The 13,651-nt window shown below is 61.4% G+C and carries 10 protein-coding genes; 8 read left to right on the forward strand and 2 right to left on the reverse strand.

Going from position 1 to position 13,651, the window contains the following annotated elements; all coding sequences use genetic code 11:
- Positions 1-122: 122 nt before the first annotated feature.
- On the reverse strand, positions 123-1,781 hold the full coding sequence (locus tag FHT82_RS11715; protein WP_183730113.1) for an acyl-CoA dehydrogenase family protein: 1,659 nt from the start codon (positions 1,779-1,781) through the stop codon (positions 123-125).
- Positions 1,782-2,064: 283 nt separating this feature from the next.
- Here FHT82_RS11715 and FHT82_RS11720 point away from each other — a divergent pair, with 283 nt between their 5' ends.
- From FHT82_RS11720 to dprA, 4 genes are read left to right on the forward strand one after another with little or no spacing between them, the layout of a single operon-like run.
- Entirely contained in the window at positions 2,065-3,021 is a 957-nt protein-coding gene (locus FHT82_RS11720; RefSeq protein WP_007823958.1) for an aspartate carbamoyltransferase catalytic subunit, read from the forward strand.
- Positions 3,018-4,310 (forward strand): dihydroorotase, encoded by a 1,293-nt coding sequence (locus FHT82_RS11725; RefSeq protein ID WP_183730116.1) that lies wholly within the window; start codon positions 3,018-3,020, stop codon positions 4,308-4,310. The genes FHT82_RS11720 and FHT82_RS11725 overlap by 4 nt, the downstream gene beginning before the upstream one ends.
- Positions 4,311-4,361: 51 nt before the next feature.
- Positions 4,362-4,982 carry a glycerol-3-phosphate 1-O-acyltransferase PlsY gene (gene plsY, locus FHT82_RS11730; protein WP_183730118.1) on the forward strand — a complete coding sequence of 207 codons (621 nt, stop codon included), beginning with the start codon at positions 4,362-4,364 and terminating at the stop codon, positions 4,980-4,982.
- Positions 4,982-6,130, forward strand: a complete 1,149-nt coding sequence (dprA, locus tag FHT82_RS11735; protein ID WP_183730121.1) for a DNA-processing protein DprA — start codon at positions 4,982-4,984, stop codon at positions 6,128-6,130. Before plsY ends, dprA begins: the two co-directional genes overlap by 1 nt.
- On the opposite strand, the gene FHT82_RS11740 is transcribed toward dprA, so the two are convergent.
- A complete protein-coding gene (locus FHT82_RS11740; protein WP_183730124.1) occupies positions 6,110-6,316 on the reverse strand; it encodes a hypothetical protein in 207 nt (68 codons plus the stop codon). The genes dprA and FHT82_RS11740 overlap by 21 nt on opposite strands.
- 256 nt (positions 6,317-6,572) lie before the next feature.
- Here FHT82_RS11740 and topA point away from each other — a divergent pair, with 256 nt between their 5' ends.
- The 4 genes from topA (at position 6,573) to FHT82_RS11760 (ending at position 13,613) form a co-directional block, all read left to right on the forward strand.
- On the forward strand, positions 6,573-9,230 hold the full coding sequence (topA, locus tag FHT82_RS11745) for a type I DNA topoisomerase (protein WP_183730126.1): 2,658 nt from the start codon (positions 6,573-6,575) through the stop codon (positions 9,228-9,230).
- Between the two features lie 2 nt (positions 9,231-9,232).
- The gene (rnr, locus tag FHT82_RS11750; RefSeq protein WP_183730129.1) at positions 9,233-11,602 is read left to right on the forward strand and encodes a ribonuclease R; all 2,370 of its coding nucleotides are present in this window, start codon (positions 9,233-9,235) and stop codon (positions 11,600-11,602) included.
- A 122-nt stretch (positions 11,603-11,724) separates the two neighbouring features.
- Complete coding sequence (locus FHT82_RS11755) at positions 11,725-12,177, forward strand: DUF983 domain-containing protein (protein ID WP_183730132.1); 453 nt, start codon at positions 11,725-11,727, stop codon at positions 12,175-12,177.
- Between the two features lie 251 nt (positions 12,178-12,428).
- The gene (locus FHT82_RS11760; protein WP_183730135.1) at positions 12,429-13,613 is read left to right on the forward strand and encodes an MFS transporter; all 1,185 of its coding nucleotides are present in this window, start codon (positions 12,429-12,431) and stop codon (positions 13,611-13,613) included.
- Positions 13,614-13,651: the final 38 nt, after the last annotated feature.

Below are 13,651 nucleotides of genomic sequence, written 5' to 3' on the forward strand. Positions count from 1 at the left end.
CACATGCTGCACTTTCGGGCCTGCGACACCCAGATGGCTCGCTCTTGCCCGCCGTCACACATCGCAAGCGAAATGGCGTAGATCTCACCGAGATCGCCCCTTACGCATAGCGAACGGCTGCGCTACGCAGCAGGCGGGTAAAGCAGATCGACGATATAGCTCGCGTCGAAGCGCGAATCGAGCATGCCGTAGGTCGAGCGCCAGCCGCCGGCAAGACGGGTCTCGATGAAGGCATCGGCAATGCGCCCTGCCCCGAGACGGTAGAGTTCGGCGGCACCGGCGGCAAGCGCCAATTGCTCGACGAGCAGGCGGGCCGCGCCCTCGTCCTGTTCGCAGAGCGCGATCGCCGCGCGCAGCACGTCGATCGTCTTCTTGCCGGCCGGGCCGAGATCGCGCGCAAAGCCTGCGAAAACCGTCTCGAAGAGATCCTTGCCACGATTCAGCACACGCAGCACGTCCAGCGCCATGACATTGCCCGAACCTTCCCAGATCGCATTGACCGGGGCCTCGCGATAATGGCGGGCGATCGGGCGCTCTTCGATATAGCCGCTGCCGCCGATGCATTCCATCGCCTCATAGATCAGCGACGGGGCGATCTTGCAGCACCAGTATTTGGCGACCGGCGTCATGACGCGGGCATAGGCCGCGTCTTCGGCATTGCCGCGCGCCTTGTCGAAGGCATCGGCCAGACGGAAAGAGAGGGCCGTGGCCGCGGCCACATCGAGCGCCATATCGGCGAGCACACGCGTCATGATCGGCTGGTTGACCAGCATCTTGCCGAAGACGCTGCGACCGCGTGTATGATGCACAGCTTCAGCCAGCGAGGCGCGCATGATGCCGGAAGAGGCCAAGGCGCAGTCGAGCCGTGTCAGCGTCACCATATCGAGAATGGTGCGGATGCCGGCATCGGGGCCACCGAGCAGGAAGCCGAACGTATCGGTGAACTCCACTTCGGATGAGGCGTTGGAGCGGTTGCCGATCTTGTCCTTCAGGCGCTGAAATTGCAGGCCGTTGGCTGAACCGTCCTCCAGCAGGCGCGGCACCAGGAAGCAGCCCATGCCCTCCTTGGTCTGCGCCAGCATGATGAAGGCGTCACTCATCGGCGCGGACATGAACCACTTGTGGCCGGAGAGCCGGTAAATGCCCTCGCTGATTTTTTCGGCAGCGGTCTTGTTGGCGCGCACATCCGTGCCACCCTGTTTTTCCGTCATGCCCATGCCGATCGTCACGGCCGATTTCTGCATGGCCGGCCGGTTGGACGAGTCGTATTTGCGCGACAGGATCTTCGGCGCCCAGTCCTTTTGAACAGCCGGTGACGCCGAGAGAGCGGCAACGGATGCGCTCGTCATCGTCAGCGGGCAGAGATGGCCGGATTCGAGCTGCGCCGTCAGATAGAAGCGGGCCGCGCGAATGTGGTGGGACTGGTCCTTGGCCTCGGTATCGGCCTGCGGGTCCCAGACGGAGGAATGCAGGCCCGAAGCCATGGAACGGCGCATCAGCGCATGCCAGGCGGGATGGAATTCAACGATATCCAGACGCTCGCCGCGCGGACCGTGGGTGCGAAGCTGCGGCGTGCCCTGGTTTGCCATGCGCGCCAGTTCCTGGGCCTCGGGCGAGGTCACGTAACGGCCCATGTTTTCAAGGTCATCGCGGATGGTGCGCGGCAGCGTGGAGGTCAGATCGACGATCAGCGGATCGGATCGATAGGCATTGATTCCCGACCAGAGGCTCGGCTGGTTGAGTTCGGCGAGTTTGTCTTCAGTCCGGTTTGCGGCGGTCATTATTCGCTTCTATTTCAAGAGCCCGGCAAAAGGAAACCGGAAGTTCATGATTCGCAGATTTCTGCTCTACAGCGCCGCGCGTCTTTTCAGATGCGCAAAGGACGCTGCAGCACCTTAAATTGCTGCATAATTTAATCCTTAATCGATTCCGATTTAAGGAATCATGCAGTAGCGGGATTCGGCGGAAAATGCATGGGGAACGTAGGGATTTGCGCATAGCACATGCTTGCCCCTTCCCCCCGCACTCTTTATAGACCCCGCGAAGACAATAAGAGGCAGGGTCATGGTCTTTTTCCCCCACCGCCACCTCATTGGCATCAAGGGCCTCACCGAGCAGGATATTACTTATCTTCTCGACAAGGCCGACGAAGCCGTCAAGATCAGTCGACAGCGAGAGAAGAAGACGTCGACCCTTCGGGGCCTGACGCAGATCAACCTCTTCTTCGAGGCATCGACACGGACGCAAGCCTCCTTCGAACTTGCCGGCAAACGCCTTGGCGCCGACGTGATGAACATGTCGGTCGGCAATTCCTCGGTAAAGAAGGGCGAGACGCTGATCGACACGGCGATGACGCTGAACGCGATGCGGCCGGACGTCTTGATCATCCGCCACTCCAGCGCCGGTGCCGCAGCGCTTCTCGCCCAGAAGGTCTCCTGCTCCGTCGTCAATGCCGGCGATGGCCAGCACGAACATCCGACGCAGGCGCTGCTCGACGCGCTGACGATCCGCCGCGCCAAAGGGCGGCTGTCGCGCATCATCGTCGCAATCTGCGGCGACGTTTTACATTCGCGCGTGGCGCGCTCCAACATCCTGCTTCTGAACGCCATGGGAGCCAGGGTGCGCGTCGTCGCCCCTGCGACGCTGCTGCCGGCGGGCATCGCGGAGATGGGCGTCGAGGTCTTCCATTCGATGAAGGAAGGGCTGAAGGACGCCGACGTCGTCATGATGCTGCGGCTGCAGCGCGAGCGCATGTCCGGCGCCTTTGTGCCGTCGGTGCGCGAATACTATCATTTCTACGGCCTCGATGCGGAAACGCTGAAGGCGGCGAAGGAGGATGCGCTCGTCATGCATCCCGGGCCGATGAACCGCGGCGTGGAAATCGCTTCCGAGGTCGCCGATGGTCCGCAGAGCGTAATTGCAGAACAGGTGGAAATGGGGGTCGCGGTGCGCATGGCCGTCATGGAGACGCTGCTCGTTTCCCAGAACCAGGGACCCCGCACGGATGGAGTGGGCGCATGAGCAATCTCGTCCTCAAGAACGTCCGCATCGTCGACCCCTCCCGCAATCTCGATGAGATCGGCACTGTTATCGTCAAGGACGGCCTCATCGTTGCGGCCGGCAAGGATGCGCAGAACCAGGGCACTCCCGGCGGCGCCACGGTGCGCGACTGCACCGGCCTCGTCGCAGTGCCCGGCCTTGTCGACGCCCGCGTCCATATCGGCGAACCAGGCGGCGAACATCGCGAGACCATCGCTTCGGCAAGCCGCGCTGCGGCGGCGGGCGGTGTGACCTCGATCATCATGATGCCGGACACGCATCCCGTCATCGACGACATCGCGCTCGTCGAGTTCGTCAAGAAGACGGCTCGGGATACGGCCGTCGTCAACGTCTATCCGGCAGCGGCCATCACCAAGGGTCTTGCCGGCGAAGAGATGACGGAGATCGGTCTCTTGATGGAGGCTGGCGCCGTCGCCTTCACCGACGCGCATACCAGCATCTCCGACACGCAGGTGCTGCGCCGGGTGATGACCTATGCACGCGAATTCGGCGCCGTCATCTCCTGCGCTACGCGCGACAAGTATCTCGGTGCCAATGGCGTCATGCATGAAGGGCTGCTCGCAAGCTGGCTTGGCCTTTCCGGCATTCCGAAGGAAGCGGAGCTGATCCCGCTGGAACGCGACCTGCGCATCGCGCAGCTAACGCGCGGCAACTATCACGCGGCGATGATCTCCGTACCGGAATCGGTCGACGCGATCGAGCTTGCCCGCTTGCGCGGCGCGAAAGTCACCTGCGGCGTGTCGATCAACAATCTGGCGCTGAACGAGAACGACATCGGCGAATACCGGACCTTCTTCAAGCTCTATCCGCCGCTGCGTTCCGAAGACGACCGTGTGGCGATGGTGGATGCGCTGGCCAGGGGCGTAATCGATATTATCGTCTCCTCGCACGATCCGCAGGATGTCGATACCAAGCGCCTGCCCTTCGGCGAAGCCGAGGACGGTGCGGTCGGGCTCGAAACCATGCTCGCGGCAGCTTTGCGGCTTTATCACAGCGAGCAGGTCAGCCTGATGCGGCTGATCGATGCGATGTCGACGCGACCGGCGCAGATCTTCGGTCTTAATGCCGGTACGCTGAAACCTGGTGCGAAAGCTGATATTGCATTGATCGATCTCGAAGAACCTTGGCTTGTCGCCAAGGACATGCTTCTCTCCCGCTCGAAGAACACGCCGTTCGAGGATGCACGCTTCAGCGGGCGAGCCGTCGCGACCTATGTCGGCGGCAAGCTGGTTCACGCATTGCAGGGCTGAGAGCTGCCCAGCCCTTGCGGGCAGCCTCTCGGCAAAGGATTGGGGAACAAAATGATATCTGATCTTGTCACCTGGCAGATTACGCTGCCTCTGGCGCTTGCGGCTGTTGTCGTCGGCTACCTGCTCGGCTCCATTCCGTTCGGCCTCATCCTCACACGCGCTGCCGGCCTTGGCGATGTTCGCAGCATCGGCTCCGGCAATATCGGCGCGACGAATGTTCTGCGCACCGGCAACAAGAAGCTTGCGGCAGCAACGCTGCTGCTTGATGCGCTGAAGGCGGCCGCAGCCGCCTGGATCATGGCCTATTTCGCGGGTGAGGAAGCGGGCATCGTCGCCGGTTTCTTCGCCTTCATCGGCCACCTTTTTCCGGTCTGGATTGGCTTCAAGGGCGGCAAGGGTGTCGCCACCTATATCGGCACGCTTCTCGGTGTTGCGCCATCAATGGTCCTCCTCTTTGCAGCCGTCTGGCTGGGGACCGCCTTTATCACCCGCTACTCCTCGCTCTCCGCGCTGATTGCGATGCTTGTCATTCCGGTTGCATTATGGATATTGGGCGACGAAAAGGTTGCGGCGATCATGGCGATCATGACCGTCATCTCCTACTGGAAGCACAAGGCCAATATTTCCCGCCTGATGAATGGCACGGAAAGCAAGATCGGGGCTAAGGGATAATGGACGCGCTCAGCGCAAGGCCAAAGGGAATTGCGCTGACGGAGAGGCAGAGGATCGCCTGGCTGAGGCTGATCCGTTCCGACAATGTCGGCCCTGCAACCTTTCGCGATCTCATCAATCATTTCGGCTCGGCGGAAGCGGCACTTTCCATGCTGCCGGAGCTTTCGGCGCGCGGCGGTGCGACCCGTTCGATCCGCATCGCCACCGAGGCTGAAGCGCATCGCGAACTCGAGGCGGCCCAGCGTTTCGGCGCTCGTTTCGTCGGCATCGGCGAGCCCGATTATCCGCAGGCGCTACGCCAGATCGACGGCGCGCCGCCGCTGCTCGCGGTCAAAGGCGATCTTTCCGTGCTGAACAGGCCGGCGGTCGGTATCGTCGGTTCGCGCAATGCTTCGATCAGCGGCGCGAAGTTCGCGGCGATGATTGCTCGAGACTGTGGCCGGGCTGGCTATATGGTCGTCTCCGGCCTTGCCCGCGGCATCGATACGGCCGCCCATCGGGCGAGCCTCGATACCGGCACCATTGCCGCAATGGCCGGAGGGCTCGATCAACCCTACCCGCCTGAAAATATCGGGCTGCTCGAGGAAATATGGAATGGCAACGGGCTTGCCGTCAGCGAGATGCCTTTCGGCTGGGAGCCGCGTGCGCGTGATTTTCCCCGCCGCAACCGGCTGATTGCCGGCATCTCGCTCGGCGTCGCGATCGTGGAAGCAGCGGTTCGCTCCGGTTCGCTTATCACGGCGCGGATGGCCGGCGAATTCGGGCGGCTGGTCTTTGCCGTGCCAGGTTCGCCGCTCGATCCACGCTGCCACGGCACGAACGGCCTTCTCAAAGAGGGAGCGATGATCGTCACTTCGCCCGAGGATGTCGTGGAGGCGCTGGCGCCGCTCTCCCAGCCCGATCTCTTCTCGCTGCCATCAGCCGAAGAACCGAAGCGCGAGGGCGGCAGGATGTCGCTTCCGCCCGACGAAACGGATCGCACGCTCGTCAGCGATGCGCTCGGTCCGACGCCGGTGGAGGTCGACGACATCATCCGTCACACCGGTCTTTCGGCTTCCGCCGTCTATCTCGTTCTTCTCGAGCTGGATATGGCCGGGCGGCTTCACCGCCATGCCGGCGGATTGGTTTCAATTTCCATGACCGACTGAGCCGTCATGCATGCGTGACTGCAGGTCTCCAGCCTCGACATAAGCCATCTCGATGAGATAGCAGAGCATCTCCGCCTTTTCGCGTTCTGCCACCTGGTGCAATTCGCCGAGCATCTGCCGGATGAAAGTAATGTTCTCAAGCGATGCCAAGCGATCGATGTCTTTTTCTGCAACCTTGGGCGCCATAATTGTCTCTGTGAAATCAGAAAAGGCTGCTTTACAAGGAGCCCGAACCACGCGTCAAAAACGATAGAGCAATTATCCTGAATTGCAACAAACTTTCAATCTCGCAATGGTTGCGACGCCTCGGAAAGAGGTAAAATTAGAGCAAACCTCTTGACCGGAGCGAATTCCCTGTCCATGTCGGAGGGCCGGTATTCATGTTGCAGTGCGTGTTCCGCCTGCTTGTTCGCCGGATCGGCATCTTTTTTAGAGAATCATCATGAATGTTGTAGTGGTGGAATCGCCTGCCAAGGCCAAGACGATCAACAAGTATCTGGGTCCAGGATACAAGGTGCTCGCCTCTTTCGGCCATGTACGCGATCTGCCTGCCAAGGATGGATCAGTTCTTCCGGATCAGGATTTCGAGATGCTCTGGGAGGTGGATGGCGCCTCGTCCAAGCGCATGAAGGATATTGCCGACGCGGTGAAATCCTCCGATGCCTTGTTCCTGGCGACCGACCCCGATCGCGAAGGCGAAGCGATCTCCTGGCATGTTCTCGATCTTCTGAACAAGAAGCGTGTCATCAACGGCAAGCCGGTCAAGCGCGTCGTCTTCAATGCCATCACCAAGAAGGCCGTGCTCGATGCGATGGCCGATCCGCGCGATATCGACGTCCCTCTGGTCGATGCCTATCTGGCACGCCGCGCGCTCGATTATCTCGTCGGCTTCAATCTCTCGCCCGTTCTCTGGCGCAAGCTGCCCGGCGCGCGTTCGGCAGGCCGCGTGCAATCGGTTGCGCTGCGCCTGGTTTGCGACCGTGAATCCGAAATCGAACGTTTCATATCCGAGGAATACTGGAACCTGTCGGCGCTCCTGAAGACGCCGCGCGGCGACGAGTTCGAGGCAAGGCTGGTTTCTGCCGACGGAAAGCGGTTGCAGCCGCGCTCGATTACCAATGGCGAGGAAGCCGGCAAACTGAAGGCGCTGCTGGACGGTGCAAGCTACGTCGTCGAAAGCGTCGAGGCAAAGCCCGTCAAGCGCAATCCGGCACCGCCCTTCACGACCTCGACGCTCCAGCAAGCGGCGTCCTCCAAGCTCGGCTTCTCGGCCTCGCGCACCATGCAGATTGCGCAGAAGCTTTATGAGGGCGTCGACATCGGCGGCGAGACCGTCGGTCTCATCACCTATATGCGTACGGACGGCGTGCAGATGGCCCCCGAAGCGATCGATGCGGCGCGGAGCGCCATCGGCGAACAGTTTGGCGACCGTTATCTGCCAGAGAAGGCGCGCCTTTACTCCACCAAGGCGAAGAACGCCCAGGAAGCACACGAAGCAATTCGCCCGACTGATTTCAATCGTTCGCCCGACCGCGTCCGCAAGTTCCTCGATGCCGACCAGATCCGCCTTTACGACCTGATCTGGAAGCGCGGCATTGCCAGCCAGATGGCATCCGCCGAAATCGAGCGCACCACGGCCGAAATCCTCGCCGACAAGAACGGCCAGAAGGCCGGGCTGCGCGCCGTCGGCTCCGTCATCCGTTTCGACGGTTTCATCGCCGCCTATACCGACCAGAAGGAAGATGGCGAGCAGAGTGACGATGCCGATGACGAGGATGGCCGCCTGCCGGAGATCAATGCGCGCGAAAACCTCGCCAAGCAGAAGATCAACTCCACGCAGCATTTCACCGAACCGCCGCCGCGCTATTCGGAAGCCTCGCTCATCAAGAAGATGGAAGAGCTCGGCATCGGCCGTCCGTCCACCTATGCCGCGACGCTCGCCACTTTGCGCGACCGCGATTATGTGACGATCGACAAACGCAAGCTGATCCCGCAGGCAAAGGGTCGCCTCGTCACCGCCTTCCTCGAAAGCTTCTTCACGAAGTACGTGGAATACGATTTCACGGCCGATCTCGAAGAGAAACTCGACCGGATCTCGGCTGGCGAACTGAACTGGAAGCAGGTTCTTCGCGACTTCTGGAAAGACTTCTTCTCGCAGATCGAAGACACCAAGGAACTGCGCGTCACCAACGTTCTGGACTCGCTCAACGAAGCGCTGGCGCCGCTGGTCTTCCCCAAGCGTGAGGACGGCAGCGACCCGCGCATCTGCCAGGTCTGCGGCACCGGCAACCTGTCCCTGAAACTCGGTAAGTATGGCGCCTTCGTCGGCTGCTCGAACTATCCGGAATGCAACTATACCCGCCAGCTTTCTTCCGAAAACGGCGGTGAGGCTGAAGGCGTCGCGCTGAACGAGCCGAAGAACCTCGGCACCGATCCGACCACCGGCGAGGAACTGACACTAAGGTCCGGCCGTTTCGGACCCTATATCCAGCGCGGCGACGGCAAGGAGGCCAAGCGCTCGTCCCTTCCCAAGGGCTGGAAGCCCGAAGATATCGACTACGAAAAGGCGATGGCACTGATCTCGCTGCCGCGCGACATCGGCAAACATCCGGAATCCGGCAAGATGATCTCTTCCGGGCTCGGTCGCTATGGGCCGTTCCTGCTGCATGATGGCACCTATGCCAATCTGGAGAGCATCGACGATGTCTTCTCGGTCGGCCTCAACCGCGCCGTGACGCTGATTGCCGAAAAGCAGGCCAAGGCGCCGGGCGGCAGCCGCGGAACGCCGGCTGCGTTGAAGGAACTGGGCGATCATCCTGACGGTGGTGCGATCACCGTTCGCGACGGCCGCTATGGTCCCTATGTCAACTGGGGCAAGGTCAATGCGACGCTCCCCAAGGGCAAGGATCCGCAGGCCATCACCGTCGAGGAAGCGTTGGCGCTGATTGCGGAAAAGGCCGGCAAGGCGCCCGCTGCCAAGACCAAGGCTAAGACAGCTGCGAAGCCGAAGGCTGCAGCAGCCGAAGCCAAGACGACGAAGACTGCCGCAAAGCCGAAGGCAGCCAAGGCAAAAGCAGCGGCGAAAACAAAAAAGAGCTGAGAGTGGCCAGAGAACCGCGCGAGACTACGAGAGCCATGGGCAAGCGCCCGGGAAAGTTCGGACGCGCGAGTAGAGAAGCCGCGCCCGAACCATTGAATATCGCGCACGGCGTCCTGCCGCCGCGCGAGGTCATCCTGCGCTTCATTGCCGAGCATCCGCAGAAAGCCTCCAAGCGCGAACTCGCAAAGGCCTTCGGGTTGAAGGGTGAAAGCCGTGTCGAGCTCAAGCATCTGCTGCAGGAGCTGGAGCAGGAAGGCATGCTGCAGAAGACCCGCAAGTCGCTGATCCGGCCAGGCGCGCTGCCGCCCGTCACCGTGCTCGACATCACCACCCGCGACAAGGACGGGGATCTGATCGGCCGGCCGGCCGAATGGCCTGAAGATCAGGGCGTGGCGCCTGCCGTCGCCATCCGCCAGCAATCTCCGGCAGGCCGCCAAGGCAAGGGCAAGTCGCCCGTTGCCGGCCTCGGCGACCGTATCCTCGCCAAGATATTCCCGGCCGTCGACCGCGGCGGACCGGCCTATACGGCGCGCATCATCAAGGTGATCGACAAGCGGCGCGGCGCGACCATGGGCGTCTTCGAGGACGCGCCCGGAGGTGCCGGACGCCTGCTGCCGATCGACCGGCGCGGCGAGGAAATGGTGATTGATCCCGACTACAAGGGCGATGCCAAGGACGGCGACCTGGTCGAGGTAGAGATTGCGCGTCTCGGCCGTTTCGGCCTGGCTCGTGCCAAGGTGCTTTCGGTCATCGGCTCCGTCGGTTCGGAAAAGGCGATCTCGATGATCGCAATCCACGCGCACGGCATTCCGCATGTCTTCCCGCCAGCCGCCGTCGCGGAGGCGGATGACGCCAAGCCTGCCACGATGTCGCATCGGGAAGACTGGCGTGACATGCCGCTGATCACCATCGACCCCGCCGATGCCAAGGACCATGACGACGCCGTCTACGCCGAGGATGATCCATCGGAAGACAATGCGGGCGGTGTCATCGTCACTGTCGCGATTGCCGATGTCTCCTGGTATGTGCGGCCGAATTCGCCGCTTGACCGGGAGGCGTTAAAGCGGGGCAACTCGGTCTATTTCCCCGATCGCGTCGTGCCGATGCTGCCGGAGCGGATCTCCAACGATCTCTGCTCGCTGAAGGAGGGGGTCGACCGCCCTGCCCTTGCCGTGCGCATGGTCTTCTCGAAGGAAGGCCGCAAGATCGGCCACACCTTCCACCGCATCATGATGAAGAGTGCTGCCAAGCTCTCCTACCAGCAGGCACAGGCAGCAATCGACGGCAAGCCCGACGACAAGACCGGCCCGATGCTGGAGCCCATCCTGAAACCGCTTTGGCACGCTTACGAAACGATGAAGCGTGGCCGTGAGCGGCGACAGCCGCTCGAACTCGATATGCCCGAGCGCAAGATCCTGCTGAAGCCCGACGGCACCGTCGACCGGGTCTTCGTGCCGCCACGCCTCGACGCGCACAAGCTGATCGAGGAAATGATGATCCAGGCGAATGTCTCCGCTGCCGAAACGCTGGAGAAAAAGCGCCAGCTGCTGATCTATCGCATCCACGATGCGCCGACGCTCGCCAAGCAGGAAGTGCTGCGCGAGTTTCTCGCCACCCTCGGCATCTCGCTTGCCAAGGGCGGCAACGTGCGCGCCAACAGCTTCAACGGCATTCTCGCCAAGGCGGACGGCACCGCCCACCAGACCATGGTCAACGAAATGGTTCTGCGCTCGCAGAGCCAGGCAATCTATAGCCCCGACAATATCGGTCACTTCGGCCTGAACCTGATGAAGTATGCGCACTTCACCTCTCCGATCCGCCGTTATGCCGATCTTATCGTGCATCGTGCGCTCGTCGGCTCGCTCGGCTTCGGCGAAGGCGGCATCACGCCGGAAGAGGAGGCAACTCTCGACGATATCGCGGCCGAGATCTCCACCTTCGAGCGCCGGGCCATGGCCGCCGAGCGCGAGACGGTCGATCGCTTGATCGCTCATCATCTTGCCGGCCGCATCGGCCAGGAGTTCGAAGGACGCGTTTCGGGCGTTACCAAATCAGGCCTGTTTATCCTGTTGCCGGACTATGGCGCTGATGGTTTCATCCCTATATCTACGCTCGGCACCGACTACTTCATCTATGACGAGGCGCATCAGGCTCTGAGCGGTGAAAAAACCGGGCTCGGCTATCGTCTTGGCGATAATGTGACCGTGCGATTGGCAGAGGCCATCCCGCTTGCGGGTGCCTTGCGTTTTGAAATGCTGAGCGAAGGACGCAAGATGCCGACGGCAGTGCGTTCCTTCCACAAGGCGGGACGGCGCGATGCAAGCCGCGCCCGCAAGAAGATCGGAACGAGGCCGCCGCGCGGGCGGCGCTGAAGCAATTCCGGCAAAAGTGCGCAGCGGTTTTGCGTCCGGAGTTGCGTGAAGAGAAAGAGACAGAATCTTTCCATATTTCGAAGAAAGATGGAGAGACTCTGGTCCCGGGAAGGGAAAGATCGATGAGCACACCGACAGACGAGGTCGTCCGCTACGGGGATACGCCCGATGCCGAGCGCCCGCTCGGACGCTCCATTATGCGTGGTATGCTGAACCGCTGTCCGGCCTGCGGCAGCGGCAAGCTGTTCCGCGCCTTCCTCAAGCCCGTCGATCACTGTGCGGCCTGCAGCGAGGCGATGTACCACCATCGCGCCGACGACCTGCCGCCCTATCTCGTCATTCTCGTGCTCGGCCACGTCGTCGTCGGCGGCTTCATGCTGACGGACACGGCCTTCGTGCTGCCGGTCTGGATGCATCTCGCCATCTGGGCGCCGATCACCATCATCACCGCACTCGTCTCGATCCAGCCGATCAAGGGTGGCGTCATCGGCCTGCAGTGGGCGCTGAAAATGCATGGCTTCGGCGGCCAGGACGACGAACCTGATGATTACGACGTATCCGGCCGGCAAGCTTGAACACCTTCACCTTACAGACATATTTCGCGTGTAGGGGCAGCGGTCAGAGCGCCATGGCCTGTAGCCGACTATCCGCAGCAGATCGACACGGTAATTATTTCTTGTACGGGGAAAGTTTACACTCAAGAAATCGCCGGCAGATGCCAGAATTATTATGAAACCCTGCCCGTCACCTGGATTTGGCATGCCTATGTCTTTCTATGTGGCACCAGACGGACGATTCGTCCGCATACTTCTCTAAGGATGGATAAATGTCTCAGCCGAGGAACGGCACACCGGGCGATGTCGAGGAAATCCATTGGCCTTCTCTGGTAGCTGCCGTCTCTTCCATCTCCGCCGTCGGCATAGCGATCGGCCTGGGACTGCCTCTTCTCAGCATCATTCTCGAAAAACGCGGCATTTCCTCCACTCTTATCGGCCTCAACACCGCAATGGCCGGTATCGCGGCGATGGCGGCGGCGCCGATCACCACCAAGCTCGCGCATAAATACGGCGTGGCGCCCACCATGCTGTGGGCGGTATTGATTTCGGCACTGAGCGCACTGGGTTTTTACTATGCGCAGGACTTCTGGATGTGGTTCCCGCTGCGCTTCGCCTTCCACGGCGCCACGACCACGCTCTTCATCCTCTCCGAATTCTGGATCAACGCCGCCTCGCCGCCTTCCAAGCGCGGATTCGTGCTCGGCATCTATGCCACGGTTTTGTCCATCGGTTTTGCCGCGGGACCGCTGATCTTCTCCTTGCTCGGCAGTGACGGCATCCTCCCCTTCCTGGTCGGCGCAGGCGCGATCCTGCTTGCCGCCATCCCGATCTTCATCGCCCGCTATGAAAGCCCTGTTCTGGACGAGAAGCCGGAACTGCATTTCATGCGCTACGTCTTCCTGGTGCCGACCGCGACTGCAGCGGTCTTCATTTTCGGTGCGGTCGAAGCCGGCGGCCTCTCGCTCTTTCCGATCTTTGCGGTGCGCGCACATTTCACCGAATCGCAGGCCGCCCTGCTGCTCACCATGATGGGTGTCGGCAACGTCATCTTCCAGATCCCGCTCGGATTGCTTTCGGATCGTATCAAGGACAAGCGTCCCCTGCTGGCGCTGATGGCCCTGACCGGTTTCGTCGGCACGATGATGCTGCCGGTCCTCGTCAATAACTGGCTTCTTATGGCCGGCATCCTGCTGTTCTGGGGCGGCTGCGTCTCCGGCCTCTACACGGTTGGACTCAGCCATCTCGGCTCGCGACTGACAGGTTCGGACCTTGCGGCGGCCAATGCGGCCTTCGTTTTCTGTTATGCCGTCGGCACCGTTGCGGGTCCCCAGGTGATCGGCGCTGCCATCGACGTTGCCGGAAACAACGGTTTTGCCTATGCAATTGCCGGTTTCTTCGGGCTTTATGCCCTGCTCGCAGGCATAAGGCTGCTTTTCATCGGAAAGCGGGCTTGACTTTTCGGGCTAGATTCGTAGTTTCGCGCCAGAATTTG

Origin of the sequence: Rhizobium sp. BK275, assembly GCF_014193555.1 — a bacterium.
Lineage (GTDB): Bacteria > Pseudomonadota > Alphaproteobacteria > Rhizobiales > Rhizobiaceae > Rhizobium.

Bases quoted from the DNA above. Each gene is read 5' to 3' on its own strand.
- FHT82_RS11725 (WP_183730116.1), top strand. From the start codon at position 3,018: ATGAGCAATCTCGTCCTCAAGAACGTCCGCATCGTCGACCCCTCCCGC.
- FHT82_RS11740 (WP_183730124.1), bottom strand. From the start codon at position 6,316: ATGGCGCCCAAGGTTGCAGAAAAAGACATCGATCGCTTGGCATCGCTT.
- plsY (WP_183730118.1), top strand. From the start codon at position 4,362: ATGATATCTGATCTTGTCACCTGGCAGATTACGCTGCCTCTGGCGCTT.
- FHT82_RS11720 (WP_007823958.1), top strand. From the start codon at position 2,065: ATGGTCTTTTTCCCCCACCGCCACCTCATTGGCATCAAGGGCCTCACC.
- dprA (WP_183730121.1), top strand. From the start codon at position 4,982: ATGGACGCGCTCAGCGCAAGGCCAAAGGGAATTGCGCTGACGGAGAGG.
- FHT82_RS11760 (WP_183730135.1), top strand. From the start codon at position 12,429: ATGTCTCAGCCGAGGAACGGCACACCGGGCGATGTCGAGGAAATCCAT.
- FHT82_RS11715 (WP_183730113.1), bottom strand. From the start codon at position 1,781: ATGACCGCCGCAAACCGGACTGAAGACAAACTCGCCGAACTCAACCAG.
- FHT82_RS11755 (WP_183730132.1), top strand. From the start codon at position 11,725: ATGAGCACACCGACAGACGAGGTCGTCCGCTACGGGGATACGCCCGAT.
- topA (WP_183730126.1), top strand. From the start codon at position 6,573: ATGAATGTTGTAGTGGTGGAATCGCCTGCCAAGGCCAAGACGATCAAC.